The sequence below is a fragment of the Methylobacillus arboreus genome (genome assembly GCF_020532725.1).
GTDB lineage: Bacteria > Pseudomonadota > Gammaproteobacteria > Burkholderiales > Methylophilaceae > Methylobacillus > Methylobacillus arboreus.
The window spans coordinates 505,668-523,268 of the sequence record NZ_JAJAVC010000003.1 but is presented as its reverse complement, the minus strand read 5'-3'; the positions used below and the strand labels follow the sequence as shown (position 1 = coordinate 523,268).

The window sequence follows — 17,601 nt, the reverse complement described above, 5'->3', positions numbered from 1 at the left end:
TTACAAGGTAATGCCAGCCAGGCTGGCGACAGTGTTGATATCCTTATCGCCGCGTCCGGACAGGTTGACCAACAGCGCTTGATCCGGCGACATGGTCGCTGCGAGCTTGATGGCATATGCCAATGCATGGCTGGACTCAAGCGCAGGAATGATGCCTTCGGTACGGCATAATGTATGGAAAGCCTCCAGAGCTTCATCATCGGTCACGGCAACATATTCAGCGCGCTTGATATCCTTGAGCCAGGCATGTTCGGGGCCGACCCCAGGGTAATCCAGGCCTGCGGAAACAGAGTGCGTCTCGATGATCTGGCCATTCTCGTCCTGCATCAGGTAGGTGCGGTTACCATGCAACACGCCAGCCGGGCTATTGGCCGTCAGCGGCGCTGCATGCTGACCGGTTTCTATGCCATGGCCAGCGGCCTCAACGCCGATCAGGCGTACGTCCTTGAGGTCGATATATGGATAGAAAATGCCCATAGCATTGGAACCGCCGCCAACACAGGCAATCACTGCATCAGGTTGGCGGCCTATCATTTCCAGCATCTGCTCCTTGGCCTCTATACCGATGACCGCCTGGAAGTCACGCACCATCATGGGGTAGGGATGAGGGCCGGCAACGGTGCCGATGATGTAGAAAGTGTCGGAGATGTTAGTCACCCAGTCGCGCATGGCTTCATTGAGCGCATCCTTGAGGGTCTTGGAACCACTTTCCACCGGCACGACGGTTGCGCCCAGTAATTTCATGCGATAGACATTGGGCGCCTGGCGCTTGACGTCTTCCGAGCCCATGTACACTACACATTCAAGGCCCAGGCGGGCGGCAATCGTGGCAGTGGCCACGCCATGCTGGCCGGCACCGGTTTCTGCAATAACCCGCGGCTTGCCCATGCGCTTGGCCAATAGGGCCTGGCCTATCGTGTTGTTGACCTTGTGAGCCCCGGTATGATTCAAGTCCTCGCGTTTGAGGTAAATCTTGGCACCGCCGATTTTTTTCGAGAGGCGCTCGGCGTAATAAACCGGGCTTGGCCTGCCAACAAAGTGCTTGAGATCGTAAGCAAATTCGGCAAGAAATTCAGGGTCATGCCGGTAACGCTCATACATGGCACGCAACTCATCCAGCGCCTCAATCAACGTCTCGGCAACAAAAATACCGCCGTAAGGACCGAAATGGCCGCGTGCATCCGGCATATCATAAAGCTGCATCATGTACTCCTTGCATGAATGCGGCAATCTTTGCCACATCCTTGATTCCTTTGGTTTCTTCGACGCCACCACTGACATCGACCGCATATGGCCTGACCTGGCGAATGGCGTTAGCAACGTTATCGGGTGTCAGGCCACCTGCCAGCACGATGGGTACTGACAGTTGCGCCGGGATCAGCCCCCAGTCGAATACCTGGCCTGTGCCCCCTGCCACGCCTGGCAAATAAGCATCCAGCAATAGCGCTCGGGCATCGCTGTATTGAGTTGCGTATTGTAGCAAATTTGTCTCATGCCGAATGCGAACCGCCTTCAAATAAGGCAATCCGTAGCGATGACACGCTGCAGGCGCTTCATCGCCGTGAAACTGCAAAAGATCGAGCCGGACATGGGTCAGCACAGCTTCAATCTCGCTCTGGGAGGCATCAACGAACAGGCCTACACTAGTCACGAAAGGCGGCAAGGCGGCGACGATTTCCCTCGCCCGCTCTACTTCCACGTTTCTGGGACTGGGGCCGTAAAACACCAGGCCAATGGCGTCACAGCCATGCTCGACAGCTGCCAGCGCATCCTCGACGCGGGTAATGCCACAGATTTTGACGCGTGTTCTCAAGCTTGAAATTGCGCCCGTCATTGAAAGGCGCTAGGGTACCTTAAAGCCAGGGCGCTGTCACAAAAATCCTGGATCAGCCTCACCATGCTAGACAATGCCCAATTGCAATTTTCGTTCGGTCGCTGGCAACCCCCATCGCACATCATAGCCCACCCCTGTAAGGTAAAGGCCATCTGGCGCAAATGTGGGCGGAGAAAGCGTACGGTCACGGCTTGCCAGCAACTCTGCGATGAAAGATGGTGGATACTTGCCCTTGCCGATATAAACCAGGGCTCCCACCATGTTGCGCACCTGATGGTGCAAAAAGGCATTGGCACAGAAATCAAACACCAGACTGCTGCCAAAAGCCTGCACCGTAGCATAATGCATGGTCTTGACCGGCGATTTCGCCTGGCACCCGGCGGCACGGAATGCGCTGAAATCATGCTGTCCCTGCAAATAGGCAATGGCCTTCTGCATCAATTCCAGATCAAGCGGCTGATGGAACCAGCCTGCCTTGCCTGACATCACCGCAGGCGCTACCGGCTGGTTGATGAGCCAATATTGATAGCTACGCTGGAAGGCATCAAAACGTGCATGAAAACGCTCATCCACTTGGGTTGCCCACAACACGCGCACTCCCTTAGGCAACTTGGTATTGATGCCACGCACCCAGGCATTTTGCGGCCGCTCTGCCAAAGTATCGAAGTGCACAACCTGGGACAAGGCATGCACACCGGTATCAGTACGCCCGGCAGCGGCAACACGTACAGGATGCCCAGCCATTTCCGACAAGGCAAGCTCCAGCGTATCTTGCACTGCCAATCCATTAGGCTGACTCTGCCAGCCGCAGAAACCGGCACCATCATACTCAAGGCCCAAGGCCAGCCTCATATTGTCACGCCCTGCCAAAAATGCCTGTTCATAATGCTATTTTACCCTCGCTTGCCAAGTGTCGAAAAAACCGTCACGCCACACGAAAAAGCCGGGAATTTCCCGGCTTTTCATTACATGCTGGCAGATGTCAAGGCAAGTCATCCAGAATGGACTGGGCTTTTTCCCTCTGCCGCGGACCACCCTCTTTCAGGATTTCCTCTAGCAGTTCACGGGCACCTTCGTTATCCCCCATGTCCATATAGGCGGTCACAAGGTCAAGCTTGGTATCTACGTCGGCAGATTCTTCACCCAGGCCACCGGCATCCAGGCTTTCAGTTTCCACATCATCTCCTGCAACATCCAGGCTGATATTGGAGAAGTCGATATCCGCTGCGGCAGGGGCAAGCGCATCATCTTCTGCATCAAGGTCGAAATCCGGGAATACAATTTCCTCTGCTTCACTCGCGGCAGTGTCTGTCGCATTGTCGCTTTCGCCCAGGTCGATATCCCCAAAATCAAAGTGCGGCCCCTTGTCATTCTGGGAGTCATCTGCCGGAACCCCGGCTGCCGGCTCAGGAGCATCCAATGCATCATCCGGTACCGTGGACAAGCCATCATCTACTTCGGGCGCAGCAACCGCTTGTGCGTCATCTTCGGCAAAACTGATCTCCGGCAAATCGAAATCGATGCTGGACAAGCCGTCCTCTTCCAGCGAATCAGCCACGCCCGAATCCGGCGTCCTCTCCGCCGGGTTGGATAACTCGGTTTCGGGCAATTCTATTTCCGGCAAGTCAAGGTCTACATCGGGTGTTTCTAACGGAAAATCAACTGACTCTGGCTCAGGTAGGCTGTCAATCTCATCCAGCTCGGGAATCGAAAACTCAGGCACAGCATCTGACTCAGCCACAATACTTTCTTCGGTTTCATTCCCAGGCAACTCAGGCAGGTCAAAATCGGGGATGGCCGCATCAAGCTCCGCAATATCCAACTGCAAGCTACTCTTGGCCGGAGGTTCCGGCAGGTCCAGCGCGAAATCCAGACTGTTATCGGCATGCTGATCCGCAACATCTACATTGGACTCGGCATCACCCGATACAGTGACAGGCGTATCCAGATCAAAATCCAGTCCTGGCAGATCATCACTCTCTGTACCAATTGAAGCAATGCCCTCTTCTGTCTCGGCAAAAAGGGCATCATCCACGACAGAATCCTGCTTGTCTTCTTCGGCCGCCAGGACGCTTGTAGCTGCAATCGCCGCGCCAGCCAGTGCTGCACCTACAACATTACCGTCACTCACCTGTTGCCTGGACTGGTCAGGCTGGGACACATTTCCCGCAGAAGATGCAGCATCTGGCGCCTCAAATGCAGCTTTGACTTCATCAGCCTCTGAATACAGCGGATTATCCGGCTCAAGCTTGCGGCCCAGGGCTGCAACCTTGCTCCAGATAGGGTCGGCAGCACCCAGCGTAGTATAGATTTCACCTGCTACTGTTTCGAATGCAGAAGTGTCGTTACGCGATGCATAAATCTCAAGCAATTTGAGATGCAACTCATGACGCTGGGGCTCCTTGACGATCGCATCCTTGAGGATTTCCTCTGCCTGGGCATCACGGCCATATGCCATGTAGACTTCAGCCTCGGCAATCGGGTCAACGTCATGCGTGTCTATCATGCCGCCGGTATTCTGGGAGAAATCATTAAGGAATGATGTATCGCCAGTATTGACTGTAGCACCGACAGTATTGCCGAACACGGTATTGGGCTTGAGCCCGCCGGCAGTCAGGATACCTTTTTCGAAGCTGTCCAGTTCACGTTTACGCTTGTTGCGCATGTACAGCCAACCACCAAGCAGCAAGACAATCACGCCGGCAGCCAATGCGAGTGGCAAGGGATCGTCTCCAACCAACTCGTCAAGCAGACTCGGCTCTTCTACAGGAGGAGGTGCAATCGGGGCAGCTGCCGGCTGGGGTTCCGGCTTGGCTAGTTGCGCTGTATCCTCTGCTGGTGCTGTATCTGCGGCACTCTCGTGCGGAGCAGGCTGCTCTGCTGGCGCAGCAGCTTCAGGCTCCTGTTCGGAATTATTGGCCGGGGCTTCTAGTGTAGCTCCAGGGTTGGCAGGGCTTTCATCTCCGTTTTGCAGATTAGCCAGTGCCTGGTTCTTGATCGCCAGCAGCTTCTGCATGTCCGCGATTTGCTTCTCCAGCATGGCGGTACGCTCAGCAGCCTCATTCAGGCTTCTCTCCTTGGCGGTGAGCTCTTCCTGCATGGCATTCAATTGTGCCTGCGTGGCATTGCTACTGGAAAGCCTGACCACATCGCGTGGGCCATTGGCAGGTGGTGCCGCCTGATCCATTGCAGGTGAGGAAATGCGCCCAGAGGCAGATTGCTGAGCACCACCTTCGGTTGAAGGTACCGATTCGGCAGCAAGGTCAGCCAAACGGTTACGGTAGGCATTCCAGTCAGCAGTTTGTACCCGAACCTCACGCGTTGCGTCGCCAGGTGTAAGCTGCTGCAACTCGTTCGCGCTTGGCACACGCAGAATCTGGCCTACCTTCAGGCGGTTCATGTTATTGCCGGAGAAAGCCTCTTCATTGGCGCGGTATAACCCGACCAGCATCTGGTCAAGACTGACGCCCTGGACCTGGTGTTGCCGGGCGATTGCACTCAAGGTATCGCCGCTGGCGGTAATATAGGTTTGTGGTGTGGCAGGGGCAGGAGCTGGAGCAGCTTTTACTGGTGGTGGAACAGGTGTTGCGGGTATGCGTTGCGGGGCCGTATTGACGCCTGCAGGGCTTTGTGTCGCAGGCTCGGTGCTGGCTGGTACAGAAGGCGCGTCACCCGGAGGTAGCTGCACGCCGTTATAGACCTGCGCCTGGTTGTTATAGCCTGGCGGGTCAAGCAATACAGTGTATTCTCGCAGCAAGCGCCCCGTATCCCAGTCAACCTGGATCAGCATATCGAGGAAGGGGTCGCTGACTGCCTGCGAGGTAGTGAGTTTAAGGATGGGAGTCCCGTCAGCGCGCTTGCTGACATCCACCTTGATGGCATTGTGGATGGCGGTACGCTCCACGCCTTGCACATTGTAGGCTTCTTGCGGCGCAATGATCGCCGTCAGCGAGGCCAATTCATCCGGCGTGGTGGAAACGAGTTCAATTTCGGCGGAAAGCGGTTCACCAAGTCCAGATGTCACCGTCAAACGGCCCAAGCCCGCAGCCTGTGCGGCAATTGGCGCCAACGCCAACAATACCGCAAGCGTTATCCCTTTTAGTTTGGACTTATGCACTATTCCACCCTTAATCAACTTTAAATAGCATTATCTAAGCTAACATCAATCAGTTACAGTTTCAAGCTGATACATAACTTTACATTCTCAATGCCAGGCTGCGAGGTAGGAAACTGCCGGACTTTTAGACGCACAAAACCGAAACTGCCAACATCGGAGAAACAGCATCAGCCCATTTACCCAACATTGACCGATCAAGCGTTATGCCTCAACCAGGATGCGCAACATGCGGCGCAGAGGCTCCGCCGCCCCCCAGAGCAATTGGTCACCCACCGTAAACGCAGAGAGGTATTCATCCCCCATGCTCATCTTGCGCAAGCGCCCTACCGGGGTTTGCAAGGTACCGGTAATTGCAGCAGGACTCAACCGGCGCACAGTAGCCTCGCGCTCGTTAGGCACAACTTCGGACCAGGCGTTAGCTTCCGCCAGCATCGCGCTAATTTCATCCAGCGGCACATTGCGCTTGAGCTTAATGGTCAAGGCTTGCGAATGGCAGCGCATAGCGCCTATGCGTACACACAGGCCATCAATCGGAACGGGGTTAGACTCACGGCCAAGAATCTTGTTGGTTTCCGCCTGCCCTTTCCACTCCTCCTTGCTCTGGCCGTTGCCAAGATCCTTGTCTATCCACGGAATCAGGCTGCCCGCAAGCGGCACGCCGAAATTATCGACGGGGAAATCCTTGCTGCGCAGGGTTTCCGCAACCTTGCGGTCGATGTCCAGGATAGCCGATGCGGGATCCTGCAATTCGGCGGCCACACCCGCATGCACCACGCCCATTTGCCTGATAAGTTCGCGCATGTTCTGCGCTCCGGCACCGGAAGCAGCCTGGTAGGTCATGGAAGTCGCCCACTCAACCAGATCCGCCTTGAACAGGCCATTCAATGCCATAAGCATGAGGGAAACGGTACAGTTGCCACCGATCCAATTGCGGCCTCCTGATGCAAGCGCGCCTTTGATCACATCGGGATTGACCGGATCGAGCACGATCACGGCATCCTTTTCCATACGCAGGCTGGAAGCCGCGTCTATCCAATGCCCTTGCCAGCCATCGGCACGCAGCTTGGGGAAGATTCCATTGGTATAGTCGCCCCCCTGGCAGGAAACGATGATGTCCATGGCCTTGAGCTCTGTAGTCGACCTAGCATCTTTCAACGGCGGAATGTCGCGACCAATAGCAGGGCCGGCGCTACCGGCCTGCGAAGTGGTAAAAAAGACCGGCTCGATGTCCTTGAAATCACCTTCGGCAATCATGCGCTGCATGAGCACAGAGCCCACCATACCGCGCCAGCCGACAAAACCTACTTTGAACATTATCTCGTCCTGATTGATGCACATGCCACGCGGGCATGATGCCTATTCTTAATATTGAATTATAGTGCCGCAACTACTGCATCGCCCATTTCACTGCACTTGACCTTGCGCGTGCCTTCCGTCCAGATATCAGCAGTACGGTAACCTTGCTCCAGTGCCTTTTTTACCGCATTTTCCACCCGGCTGGCATTCGCTTCGTCATTGAAGGTATAACGCAACATCATGGCGGCAGAAAGGATGGTCGCCAGCGGATTGGCAATATCCTTGCCTGCAATGTCAGGCGCGGAGCCGTGGCTAGGCTCGTACATGCCCTTGTTGTCCTGGTCCAGCGAAGCGGATGGCAACATGCCAATGGAGCCGGTCAGCATGGAGGCTTCATCAGAAAGAATATCACCGAAAATATTACCGGTAACCATCACGTCAAACTGTTTTGGCGCACGGATCAGCTGCATCGCAGCGTTATCCACGTACATATGGCTGAGCTCGACTTCCGGGTATTCCTTGGCTACCTCTATCATGACCTGGCGCCAAAGCTCTGTGGTTTCCAGCACATTGGCCTTGTCCACGGAACAGACCTTCTTGTTGCGTTTCTGCGCAATGCCGAACGCTACATGGGCAATACGGCGGATTTCGGACTCGTTGTAGCGCATGGTATTGATGCCTTCGCGCTCGCCATTTTCCAACGTGGAAATGCCGCGTGGCTGGCCGAAGTAAATGTCGCCGGTCAGCTCGCGCACGATCATGATATCCAGTCCGGCCACTACTTCAGGCTTGAGGGTGGAAGCCGAGGCCAGTTCTGGATAAAGCAGCGCCGGACGCAGGTTGGCGAACAGGTTCAGTTCCTTGCGGATACGCAGCAGGCCACGCTCAGGACGCTGGTCGCGGGGCAGCGTGTCGTACTTCCAATCGCCCACGGCACCCAGCAATACGGCATCAGACTCCTTGGCCAGCGCCAGCGTTGCAGCGGGCAGCGGATCGCCCGCGGCTTCATAGCCTGCACCGCCGATAGGCGCTTCCTGCAACTCCAGGTTGATATTCAGTGCATTCAGCACCTTCACTGCTTGCGCAACAATTTCAGGACCAATACCGTCACCCGGCAATACTGCAATCTTCATAAAGGAATTTCCAGATTTTTTATTAAGAGTAATTAATTGAAAAGCCAGGGCTGGGCCTGTTTGTATTTAATTTCAAACGCCTTGATTTCATCGACATGCTGCAAGGTCAGGCCGATATCGTCGAGGCCGTTCAACAGGCAATGCTTGCGGAAAGCATCGACTTCAAAGGCATAAGACTGGCTATCCGGCGTGACTACGGTCTGCGTCTCAAGGTCGATGACCAGCTTGTAACCTTCGGTGGACTCAACCGCCTTGAACAGGGAATCAACGATTTCCGCTGGAAGAATAATCGGCAGTATGCCGTTCTTGAAGCAGTTATTGAAAAAGATGTCGGCATAGCTGGGCGCGATGATCGCGCGAAAGCCGAAATCCAGCAAAGCCCAGGGCGCATGCTCGCGGCTGGAGCCGCAGCCGAAGTTCTCACGCGCCAGAAGCACGCTGGCACCCTGGTAGCGCGCCTGGTTCAGCGGAAAATCCGGGTTGAGCGGACGCTTGCTGTTGTCCATGCCGGGTTCGCCATGGTCTAGGTAGCGCCATTCGTCAAACGCATTGGGACCGAAGCCGGCACGCTTGATGGACTTGAGGAACTGCTTTGGAATGATGGCGTCGGTATCGACATTGGCACGATCCAGCGGCACTACCAATCCGTTTAACTGAGTAAATGCATGCATAATGTTCTGACTATTTGGTTGATCTTTGAATGGCTTCGCCGGCTTTTTCAATATCCTTGCCGACGCCATGCACCGTATTGCAGGCTGTAAGCGGCAGAATGGCAAGCAACAGCGCTATGCTTGTGATGAGCTGTTTCATGCCGGCTCCTTAATTCAGCAACAGGCGCACATCGACGAAGTGGCCTGCCACAGCAGCGGCGGCAGCCATCTCCGGGCTTACCAAATGCGTGCGCCCACCGGGGCCTTGGCGGCCTTCAAAATTACGGTTGGAAGTCGATGCACAACGCTCGCCAGGCTCCAGCCTATCAGCATTCATGGCGAGGCACATGGAACAGCCTGGCTCGCGCCATTCAAAACCGGCTTCCTTAAATATCTTGTCCAGCCCTTCCTGCTCAGCTTGTGCCTTGACCAGCCCTGAACCGGGCACCACCATCGCCAGCTTCACGTTGGCAGCTACATGCTTGCCTTTAGCCACCGCCGCCGCCGCACGCAAATCCTCGATACGCGAATTGGTGCATGAACCGATAAACACCTTGTCGATATTGATCTGGTCAATCGGCGTATTCGCCTCCAGGCCCATGTATTGCAAGGCTCGCTCAATACCGCCGCGCTTGGTAGGGTCGGGCTCTTTCGCCGGATCAGGCACAGAACCATTGATCGCTGTCACCATTTCAGGAGAAGTGCCCCAGGTCACCTGAGGCTCGATCTCTTCCGCCTTCAGTTCAACCACGGCATCAAACCTGGCGCCTTCATCGCTATGCAAAGTACTCCAGTAAGCCACAGCCGCATCCCACTGCTCCGGCCTAGGCGCATAGGGACGGCCCTTGACGTAGTTGATGGTTGTCTCATCCACTGCCACCATGCCGGCACGCGCACCTGCTTCAATCGCCATATTGCAGAGCGTCATGCGGCCCTCCATGCTCAAGGAGCGGATGGCAGAGCCGGCAAACTCAATCGCATAGCCGGTACCGCCGGCAGTGCCGATTTTGCCGATGATCGCCAGCGCAATATCCTTGGCCGTCACGCCATGGCCCAGTTTGCCTTCCACCCGCACCTGCATGGCCTTGGATTTTTTCTGCACCAGGCACTGCGTCGCCATGACATGCTCAACTTCGGACGTACCGATACCATGGGCCAATGCACCAAAAGCACCGTGGGTGCTGGTATGCGAATCGCCGCATACCACCGTCATGCCGGGCAAAGTCGCCCCTTGTTCCGGACCCATGACATGGACGATCCCCTGGCGTACATCCCCCATCTTGAACTCAGTCACGCCAAAATCGGTACAGTTCTGATCGAGGGTTTCTACCTGCAGGCGGGAAATCGGGTCGGCAATCCCATGGCTACGATCTGTCGTAGGCACGTTATGGTCAGGCACTGCCAGCACAGAGTTGATACGCCAAAGCCTGCGGCCGGCCAATTTCAGACCTTCAAAAGCCTGTGGACTGGTCACTTCATGCACCAGATGACGGTCGATATAGATCAGTGCGGTGCCGTTTTCTTCACGCACCACATGAGAGTCAAATAATTTGTCGTAAAGCGTTCTTGCTGACATAGGGTCTTTCTAACGAATGCTGCTGCCAAAATTCCTTTAACGTTTCACCACGCAAAAGGTTTAGTCACGGAAATTGCCAAACTGCAAAGGGAAATCCGTCACAGATTTTTTAACAAAGGCAATCGCGTCCTGCAGCACATCACGCTTGGCGCCGGATACGCGCACCTCATCGCCCTGTATGCTGGCCTGCACCTTGAGTCCGCTATCCTTTAGCAGCTTGACGATTTTCTTTGCCAGCTCGGTATCGATGCCCGCCTTGATCTTCAATACCTGCTTGACCTTGTTGCCGGAAACCTTCTGCACGTCCTGGTGATCCAGCCGCTTGGCGCTGTCAGCCTCCTTTTTCTCCATGGCAGGCAACAGGATGGCCTTGATCTGATCGAGTTGGAAATCAGAGTCCCCATGCAAGGTCAGCAAGCTGTCTTTTTCATTCAGCTCGACAGCGGCGCTACTACCCTTGAAGTCGTAGCGATTGGCAATGGTACGGCTGGAAACATCGACGGCGTTCTTTAACGCAACCATATCCACTTCTGAAGAAATATCAAATGAAGGCATTGTCAGTTCTTCCTTTCAACTCATTTCATGCTTAGCCAAAAGCAATAAGCACCAATGGCTGGCCTGATAATGTAAACCTGAATTTAAAAACGCACCGCGGTCCTGCTTGCGTTGCGTATTGATCACTCTTCCAACTATCCACAGGCTTGAAACTGGCCTGTGCACCCGGATTTACTCAAAATGGCAAACGTAATCCAGTGTTTCAGTGGTTTCAATATCGAAACTGGAATTACCCGGCACGGTAAACTTTTCACCGGCCTGGTAGGTCTTCCACTCGGTTTCGCCCTGCAGGCGCACCCTGCACACGCCACCGTTGATTTCCATCAACTCAGGTGAACCGGTATTGAATGTCAGGCTGCTGGGGAAGATCACGCCTACCGTCGCACGGGTGCCATTCTGGAACAGCACGGTGTGGCTCACACACTTGCCGTCGAAATAAATATTCGCCTTTTTCTTGACGCTGACATGATCAAACTGGGCCACGGTAAATCTCCTGAAATCTCGTTATATTCTTGCATGGAAGCGCTCGCAGCGCTTCCTTCCTACTTCTTGTTGCGCAAGTTGGCTGCAATCCGCATGCGCAAGGCATTAAGCTTGATGAAACCGCCTGCGTCGCGATGGTCATAGGCCCCTGCATCATCCTCAAAGGTCGCGATTGTAGGATCAAACAGCGAATCCGTCTTCGAATCACGGCCAGTCACAATAACATTGCCCTTATACAGCTTGACCCTGACCCAGCCGTTGACAGTCTGCTGTGTATGATCGATCAGCGTCTGCAATGTCACACGCTCAGGGCTCCACCAGTAGCCGTTATAAATCATGCTGGCGTAGCGCGGCATGAGGTCATCCTTGAGATGGGCCACTTCGCGGTCCAGCGTGATAGACTCAATCGCACGGTGTGCCTTGAGCAGGATGGTGCCGCCCGGGGTTTCATAACAGCCGCGTGACTTCATGCCCACATAGCGGTTTTCCACCAGGTCCAGCCTGCCTATGCCATGCTTGCCGCCCAAACGGTTGAGCTCGGCCAACAGTTCATGCGGTTTCAATGCCTTGCCATTTAAAGAGATGGGGTCGCCATGGCGATATTCAATCTCCAGGTACTCCGCCTCGTCCGGTGCATTTTCCGGCGATACGGTCCAGCGCCACATATCCTCCTCAGCCTCGGCAGCCGGATTTTCCAGGTGGCGGCCTTCATAGGAAATATGCAGCAGGTTGGCGTCCATACTGTACGGGCTGCCGCCTTGCTTGTGCTTCATCTCGACTGGGATGCCGTTCTGCTCGGCATAGGCCAACAGCTTTTCGCGGCTCAGCAGGTCCCATTCGCGCCAAGGCGCGATGATCTTGATGTTTGAATCCAGCGCATAGGCGCCCAATTCAAACCGTACCTGGTCGTTACCCTTGCCGGTCGCGCCATGAGAGATGGCATCGGCATTGGTTTCATGGGCAATCTCGATCAGGCGCTTGGCAATCAATGGACGTGCAATTGAAGTTCCCAGCAGGTATTCGCCTTCATAGACGGTATTGGCACGGAACATGGGAAAGACGAAATCGCGCACAAACTCTTCACGCAGGTCGTCGATATAGATTTCCTTGACACCAAACTTCTTGGCTTTCTCGCGTGCAGGCTCAAGCTCTTCGCCCTGGCCGATATCTGCAGTAAAGGTCACGACTTCACACTGGTAAACATCCTGCAACCACTTCAGGATCACCGAGGTATCCAGGCCACCGGAATAAGCCAGTACGACTTTTTTCACATCACTCATTTAGCTGTTTCTTTCTCTATAAATCCAGTTCAATACTGCCAGTTAAACCCTGCCCAGCAGCAGGTATTCCATCAAGGCCTTCTGCACATGCAAGCGGTTCTCGGCTTCATCCCATACCACGGACTGCGCACCGTCTATCACTTCTGCCGCGACTTCCTCGCAGCGGTGCGCGGGCAGGCAATGCATGAACAAGGAATCCTTGCCGGCAATGCGCATCATGTCGGCGTCAACCTGCCAATCCTGGAAGTCCCGGCGGCGCTCCTCGTTTTCCGCCTCAAACCCCATTGAAGTCCACACGTCAGTGGTCACCAGGTCGGCGCCTCGCGCGGCTTCCATCGGGTCTTCAAATTCCTCGTAATGATCGGTGCCGTACAGGTTGGCCCGCTCCGGCTCCACCTCGTAACCCGGCGGGGTGGAAACGTGCACGTTAAAATCAAATACTTCCGCCGCCTGCAGCCAGGTGTTGCATACATTGTTGGAGTCACCGATCCAGGCCACCGTCTTGCCCTTGATCGGGCCTCGATGCTCGATAAAGGTATAGATATCCGCCAGTATCTGGCACGGATGGTATTCATTGGTCAGGCCGTTGATCACGGGCACGCGCGAGTTTGCGGCAAAGCGCTCGATAATCTCCTGCTCAAAGGTACGGATCATGACGATATCGCTCATGCGAGAAATCACCTGCGCCGCATCTTCTACCGGCTCACCCCGGCCCAGTTGGGAATCGCGGGTATTCAGGTAAATCGCGGAGCCGCCCAGTTGCTGCATGCCGGCCTCGAAGGAAAGGCGGGTACGGGTGCTGGCCTTCTCGAAGATCATCACCAACGTACGGTCGCTCAAGGGCCAATATTGCTTGTAGCTCTTGAACTGCTCCTTGATCCAGAGCGTACGGTCAAAGATATGCGCCAGTTCATCCCCGGTTAAATCATTTAACTGCAAAAAATGTTTGATTGCCATAGCATTTTGTCCAGGCATGTTAAGCCAGGAACCTCTTGATTAAAGGTGTCAGGATATCCACAACCTGCCCTGCCTCCTGCTCAGTCATGATCAGTGGCGGTAACAGGCGGATGACCTTGTCAGCGGTCACATTGATCAGCAAGCCTGCTTCCAGCGCCTGCTTGACGAGTTCGCCGCAAGGACGGTCGAGCTCTATGCCGATCATCAGGCCTGCATTGCGGATCGTCACGACGCCGGCCACGCCCTTGAGCTGTTCGGCAAAGGCATGGTGTATCCAGTTGCCCAATTGCTCGGCATGCGCCAGCAAGCCCTCTTGCTCAATGATATTGAGCGTGGCAAGACCAGCCGCGGAAGCCAGCGGATTGCCACCAAACGTCGAACCATGCTTGCCATAGGTAAACACATCGGCCGCCGCGCCATGCGCAAGACAAGCGCCGATCGGCACGCCGGAACCCAGGCCCTTGGCCAGCGTCATCACATCCGGAATCACATCGGTGTGCTGGAATGCAAACCAGGTACCGGTGCGGGCAACCCCGCTTTGCACTTCATCCAGCATCAGCAACCAGCCACGCTCGTCACAGACTGCGCGCAAGCCCTTGAAATAAGCCTCGCTATCCTTGGGCACATTGATACCGCCCTCACCCTGAATCGGCTCCAGCAGGATCGCCACCACATTGGGATTGCTCGCGGCCACCTGTTTCACCGCTTCAAGATCATCAAAGGGCACACGGATAAAACCGCTGACCAGCGGTTCAAAACCGGCCTGTGTCTTTCGATTGCCGGTCGCTGAAAGTGTTGCCAGGGTGCGACCGTGGAAAGCGCGCTCCATGACGATAATTTCCGGGCTCTCTATCCCCTTGTTGTGACCATACAGGCGTGCAAGCTTGATAGCGGCCTCATTGGCCTCACAGCCGGAATTACAGAGAAATACTTTATCCATGCCGGAAACCTGGCACAGCTTGTCGGCCAGGCGTGCTTGTTCGGCGATGCCGTAAACATTGGAGACATGAATCAAACGGCCAGCCTGCTCGCTAATAGCAGCCACAAGGCCGGGATGGGCGTGTCCCAGACCATTGACCGCAATACCGGCCAATGCGTCGAGATAGCGTTTTCCTTCTGTATCCCACAACCACACACCTTCACCTTTGGCAAAAGTGACTGGCTGGCGGGCATAGGTATTCATCAAGTGATCAGACATTGAGTTAAGCGCCTCAAGGTTAAGTCAAGTTTTAGAGCCTAAACAGGCTCTTAGAGCTCAGAAACAAAAACGGCGGCATTAGCCGCCGTCCACAGCATATTCCGGCGACTTCAACGAACGCGTGCGCGCTTTTTCAGCAGTCGAATTGCTGCCAGCACGGCCAAACCAATTCCCACCTTTCGCATTGCAGCTTTCATTGAAACCATCCTTTTATCATCCCAAGCCCTTGCTCAGGATATCAAAACAAGCCAGAAACTTTTGCTTCCTGACTGCCAAAAAACCTTGTACATCAAAGGGCCAAGAGTAGCGTAATTCCAGAGTTTAGGCAAGAATCCAATTTGCTTTTCACGGTATCAAACTGTCATAAAAATGAAACCCTCAATGGCAATGGGTTTAAAAAAAACCTGCTTTAGGGCAAAATCTAATGTTCGCTTGAATTGATGCGTTAATTTACAGACCGTCCGCCATGGTATCACTTGCTTCCGTTACCACTCTGCCCTATCAGGGCCAATATCCGCAATTCAGCACGCAATTGCCGGTATCCTGGTACGTGGACCCTGCCATTTATGCGCTGGAACAGCAACACCTGTTTGCAAACGCTCCGCAATACATTGGGCATGAGCTCATGGTGCCGGAAATTGGCAGCTATCGCACCCTGGAGTGGATGAACAATGCCAAGACGCTGATCCGCAATGAAAACGGTATAGAACTCATCAGCAATATCTGCCGCCACCGCCAGGCGCTCATGCTCAAAGGCAGCGGCAAGGCCAAAAATATCATCTGCCCCCTGCACCGCTGGACCTACGATACTCATGGCAAACTGTTAGGCGCGCCGCACTTCAAGGAAAATCCTTGCCTCAACCTCAACAAATCTGCTTTAAAAAGCTGGCAAGGCCTGTTGTTCGATGGCAAGCGCGACATTGCCCAAGACCTCAATAAGCTTGGCTGCAAGCAGGATTTTGACTTCACCGGCTACATGCTCAACCGCGTGATGGTGGATGAATACAACTTCAACTGGAAAACCTTTATTGAGGTTTATCTTGAAGACTATCATGTCGGCCCGTTCCACCCTGGCCTGGGTAATTTCGTTGATTGCGAAGAGCTCAACTGGGAATTCGGTGATTGGTACAGCGTGCAAACCGTAGGCGTGCACAAGGCTTTGCAAAAGTCAGGTTCGCGCATCTATGACACCTGGCAGCATGAAGTGCTGCGCTACAACAAGCAACAACAGCCGAAATATGGCGCCATCTGGATGGTGTACTATCCCTTCCTCATGATCGAGTGGTATCCGAACACACTGGTGGTTTCCAATATCATCCCCAGGGGGCCGGAAGCCTGTACCAACGTGGTGGAGTTCTATTACCCCGAGGATATTGCCCTGTTCGAGGAAGAGTTCGTCGCGGCACAACAGGCGGCTTATACCGAGACTGCCGTGGAAGACATGGAAATCTGCCAGCGCATGCACGATGGCCGCCGCGCCCTGGCAATGCAGGGCCTGGACGAGCGTGGCCCCTACCAGCATCCAATGGAAACCGGCATGCAGCATTTCCATGCCTGGCTGCACAGGCAGCTCGACCCGCATAGCAAATAAACCCATCAGGCAGCCATGCTGCCGCCCAACTCGTCGCCTGTGACATCAGGCCGGAAAGATAAACCTTGAACCTACCCAGACTTGGCAGCTTGTGGATGCTGGTTGCCGCCTTCTTTTTTGCCATCATGGGCGTTCTGGTCAAGCTGGGCGCCGAGAAATTCGGCAGTGCCGAACTGGTGTTCTACCGTTCGCTGTTCGGTTTGTTGTTCATCATTTTCGTGGCCCGCTATCGCCAGGTGTCGCTCAAGACCCGGCTGATCAACACGCACATGAAACGCGCCATCCTCGGTTTCGCCTCGTTGATCTGCTTTTTCTTTGCCATCAGCGAATTGCCGCTTGCCACTGCCGTCACGCTCAATTACACCTCGCCGCTGTTCCTGGCCATGGCCATGCCTTTCATGTTGCATGAAAAGCCGCGCAAGATCTTGATCCTCGCCGTGATCATCGGCTTTATCGGCGTTGCCCTGTTGCTGAAGCCCAGCCTGCATATGGATGAATTGATCGCCGGGACAATCGGCCTGCTCTCGGGTGCAATGGCTGGTGTTGTCTATGTGCATGTTACCCAGCTGGGACGCGCTGGCGAGCCAGACTGGCGCACAGTGTTCTACTTCACCCTGGTCTGCACCATAGGCGGCGGATTATGGATGCTGTTTTACCGCTTCACACCGCTGGAATGGGCTGACCTGCCCTTGTTATTGGGCCTGGGCGTGTCTGCTACCATCGCCCAGTTGGCATTGACGCGGGCCTATCGTACCGGCAGCCCGCTCGTCGTAGGCAGCTTGGCTTATACCACCGTCCTGCTCGCCAGCCTGTTTGGCATCCTGATCTGGGGTGAAACCCTTTCATCCGACCGTTGGCTTGCCGTCGGCCTCATCGTTCTCAGCGGCATTATCAGCGTATCTGCTACGCCTAAGCCAAATAAAGGTTAAAC

General features: G+C 54.8%; 16 protein-coding genes. 2 read left to right on the top strand and 14 right to left on the bottom strand.

The features are described 5' to 3' along the window. The 14 genes from trpB to LG198_RS02385 all read right to left on the bottom strand — a co-directional run bounded on the left by trpB (nt 1) and on the right by LG198_RS02385 (nt 15,079). Nucleotides 1-1,203, bottom strand: coding sequence for a tryptophan synthase subunit beta (trpB, locus tag LG198_RS02450; protein ID WP_230342047.1), 1,203 nt, complete (start codon nt 1,201-1,203; stop codon nt 1-3). Further along, complete coding sequence (locus tag LG198_RS02445; protein WP_230342046.1) at nt 1,190-1,813, bottom strand: phosphoribosylanthranilate isomerase; 624 nt, start codon at nt 1,811-1,813, stop codon at nt 1,190-1,192. The genes trpB and LG198_RS02445 overlap by 14 nt, the downstream gene beginning before the upstream one ends. Nucleotides 1,814-1,900: 87 nt before the next feature. Continuing rightward, the gene (gene truA, locus LG198_RS02440; protein ID WP_230341579.1) at nt 1,901-2,686 is read right to left on the bottom strand and encodes a tRNA pseudouridine(38-40) synthase TruA; all 786 of its coding nucleotides are present in this window, start codon (nt 2,684-2,686) and stop codon (nt 1,901-1,903) included. Nucleotides 2,687-2,816: 130 nt separating this feature from the next. Next, complete coding sequence (locus tag LG198_RS02435) at nt 2,817-5,951, bottom strand: FimV/HubP family polar landmark protein (RefSeq protein WP_230341578.1); 3,135 nt, start codon at nt 5,949-5,951, stop codon at nt 2,817-2,819. 201 nt (nt 5,952-6,152) lie between these two features. Then, nucleotides 6,153-7,265 (bottom strand): aspartate-semialdehyde dehydrogenase, encoded by a 1,113-nt coding sequence (asd, locus tag LG198_RS02430; RefSeq protein WP_230341577.1) that lies wholly within the window; start codon nt 7,263-7,265, stop codon nt 6,153-6,155. 59 nt (nt 7,266-7,324) lie between these two features. Next, on the bottom strand, nt 7,325-8,380 hold the full coding sequence (gene leuB, locus LG198_RS02425) for a 3-isopropylmalate dehydrogenase (protein ID WP_230341576.1): 1,056 nt from the start codon (nt 8,378-8,380) through the stop codon (nt 7,325-7,327). 32 nt (nt 8,381-8,412) lie between these two features. Continuing rightward, nucleotides 8,413-9,051 carry a 3-isopropylmalate dehydratase small subunit gene (gene leuD / locus LG198_RS02420; RefSeq protein WP_230341575.1) on the bottom strand — a complete coding sequence of 213 codons (639 nt, stop codon included), beginning with the start codon at nt 9,049-9,051 and terminating at the stop codon, nt 8,413-8,415. A gap of 10 nt (nt 9,052-9,061) precedes the next feature. Next, nucleotides 9,062-9,190 (bottom strand): entericidin A/B family lipoprotein, encoded by a 129-nt coding sequence (locus LG198_RS02415; protein ID WP_230341574.1) that lies wholly within the window; start codon nt 9,188-9,190, stop codon nt 9,062-9,064. A 9-nt stretch (nt 9,191-9,199) separates the two neighbouring features. Next, the gene (gene leuC, locus LG198_RS02410) at nt 9,200-10,606 is read right to left on the bottom strand and encodes a 3-isopropylmalate dehydratase large subunit (protein ID WP_230341573.1); all 1,407 of its coding nucleotides are present in this window, start codon (nt 10,604-10,606) and stop codon (nt 9,200-9,202) included. 60 nt (nt 10,607-10,666) lie between these two features. Continuing rightward, a complete protein-coding gene (locus tag LG198_RS02405) occupies nt 10,667-11,161 on the bottom strand; it encodes a YajQ family cyclic di-GMP-binding protein (protein WP_226756344.1) in 495 nt (164 codons plus the stop codon). Between the two features lie 171 nt (nt 11,162-11,332). Further along, a complete protein-coding gene (gene ppnP / locus LG198_RS02400; RefSeq protein WP_226756343.1) occupies nt 11,333-11,644 on the bottom strand; it encodes a pyrimidine/purine nucleoside phosphorylase in 312 nt (103 codons plus the stop codon). A gap of 59 nt (nt 11,645-11,703) precedes the next feature. Next, a complete protein-coding gene (locus LG198_RS02395) occupies nt 11,704-12,924 on the bottom strand; it encodes an argininosuccinate synthase (RefSeq protein WP_230341572.1) in 1,221 nt (406 codons plus the stop codon). A 42-nt stretch (nt 12,925-12,966) separates the two neighbouring features. Further along, complete coding sequence (gene argF / locus LG198_RS02390) at nt 12,967-13,881, bottom strand: ornithine carbamoyltransferase (RefSeq protein WP_230341571.1); 915 nt, start codon at nt 13,879-13,881, stop codon at nt 12,967-12,969. Nucleotides 13,882-13,900: 19 nt separating this feature from the next. Next, entirely contained in the window at nt 13,901-15,079 is a 1,179-nt protein-coding gene (locus tag LG198_RS02385; RefSeq protein WP_230341570.1) for an aspartate aminotransferase family protein, read from the bottom strand. A 466-nt stretch (nt 15,080-15,545) separates the two neighbouring features. Here LG198_RS02385 and LG198_RS02380 point away from each other — a divergent pair, with 466 nt between their 5' ends. Next, nucleotides 15,546-16,670: an aromatic ring-hydroxylating oxygenase subunit alpha gene (locus LG198_RS02380; protein ID WP_230341569.1), complete on the top strand. Its 1,125-nt coding sequence runs from the start codon at nt 15,546-15,548 to the stop codon at nt 16,668-16,670. A 65-nt stretch (nt 16,671-16,735) separates the two neighbouring features. Next, nucleotides 16,736-17,599 carry a DMT family transporter gene (locus LG198_RS02375; RefSeq protein WP_268866758.1) on the top strand — a complete coding sequence of 288 codons (864 nt, stop codon included), beginning with the start codon at nt 16,736-16,738 and terminating at the stop codon, nt 17,597-17,599. Nucleotides 17,600-17,601: the final 2 nt, after the last annotated feature.

What these genes read in the sequence shown, in the direction of transcription:
- trpB (WP_230342047.1), bottom strand. Translation starts at nt 1,203, where the DNA reads ATGCAGCTTTATGATATGCCGGATGCACGCGGCCATTTCGGTCCTTAC.
- truA (WP_230341579.1), bottom strand. Translation starts at nt 2,686, where the DNA reads ATGAGGCTGGCCTTGGGCCTTGAGTATGATGGTGCCGGTTTCTGCGGC.
- asd (WP_230341577.1), bottom strand. Translation starts at nt 7,265, where the DNA reads ATGTTCAAAGTAGGTTTTGTCGGCTGGCGCGGTATGGTGGGCTCTGTG.
- leuB (WP_230341576.1), bottom strand. Translation starts at nt 8,380, where the DNA reads ATGAAGATTGCAGTATTGCCGGGTGACGGTATTGGTCCTGAAATTGTT.
- leuD (WP_230341575.1), bottom strand. Translation starts at nt 9,051, where the DNA reads ATGCATGCATTTACTCAGTTAAACGGATTGGTAGTGCCGCTGGATCGT.
- LG198_RS02415 (WP_230341574.1), bottom strand. Translation starts at nt 9,190, where the DNA reads ATGAAACAGCTCATCACAAGCATAGCGCTGTTGCTTGCCATTCTGCCG.
- leuC (WP_230341573.1), bottom strand. Translation starts at nt 10,606, where the DNA reads ATGTCAGCAAGAACGCTTTACGACAAATTATTTGACTCTCATGTGGTG.
- LG198_RS02405 (WP_226756344.1), bottom strand. Translation starts at nt 11,161, where the DNA reads ATGCCTTCATTTGATATTTCTTCAGAAGTGGATATGGTTGCGTTAAAG.
- LG198_RS02395 (WP_230341572.1), bottom strand. Translation starts at nt 12,924, where the DNA reads ATGAGTGATGTGAAAAAAGTCGTACTGGCTTATTCCGGTGGCCTGGAT.
- argF (WP_230341571.1), bottom strand. Translation starts at nt 13,881, where the DNA reads ATGGCAATCAAACATTTTTTGCAGTTAAATGATTTAACCGGGGATGAA.
- LG198_RS02385 (WP_230341570.1), bottom strand. Translation starts at nt 15,079, where the DNA reads ATGTCTGATCACTTGATGAATACCTATGCCCGCCAGCCAGTCACTTTT.
- LG198_RS02380 (WP_230341569.1), top strand. Translation starts at nt 15,546, where the DNA reads ATGGTATCACTTGCTTCCGTTACCACTCTGCCCTATCAGGGCCAATAT.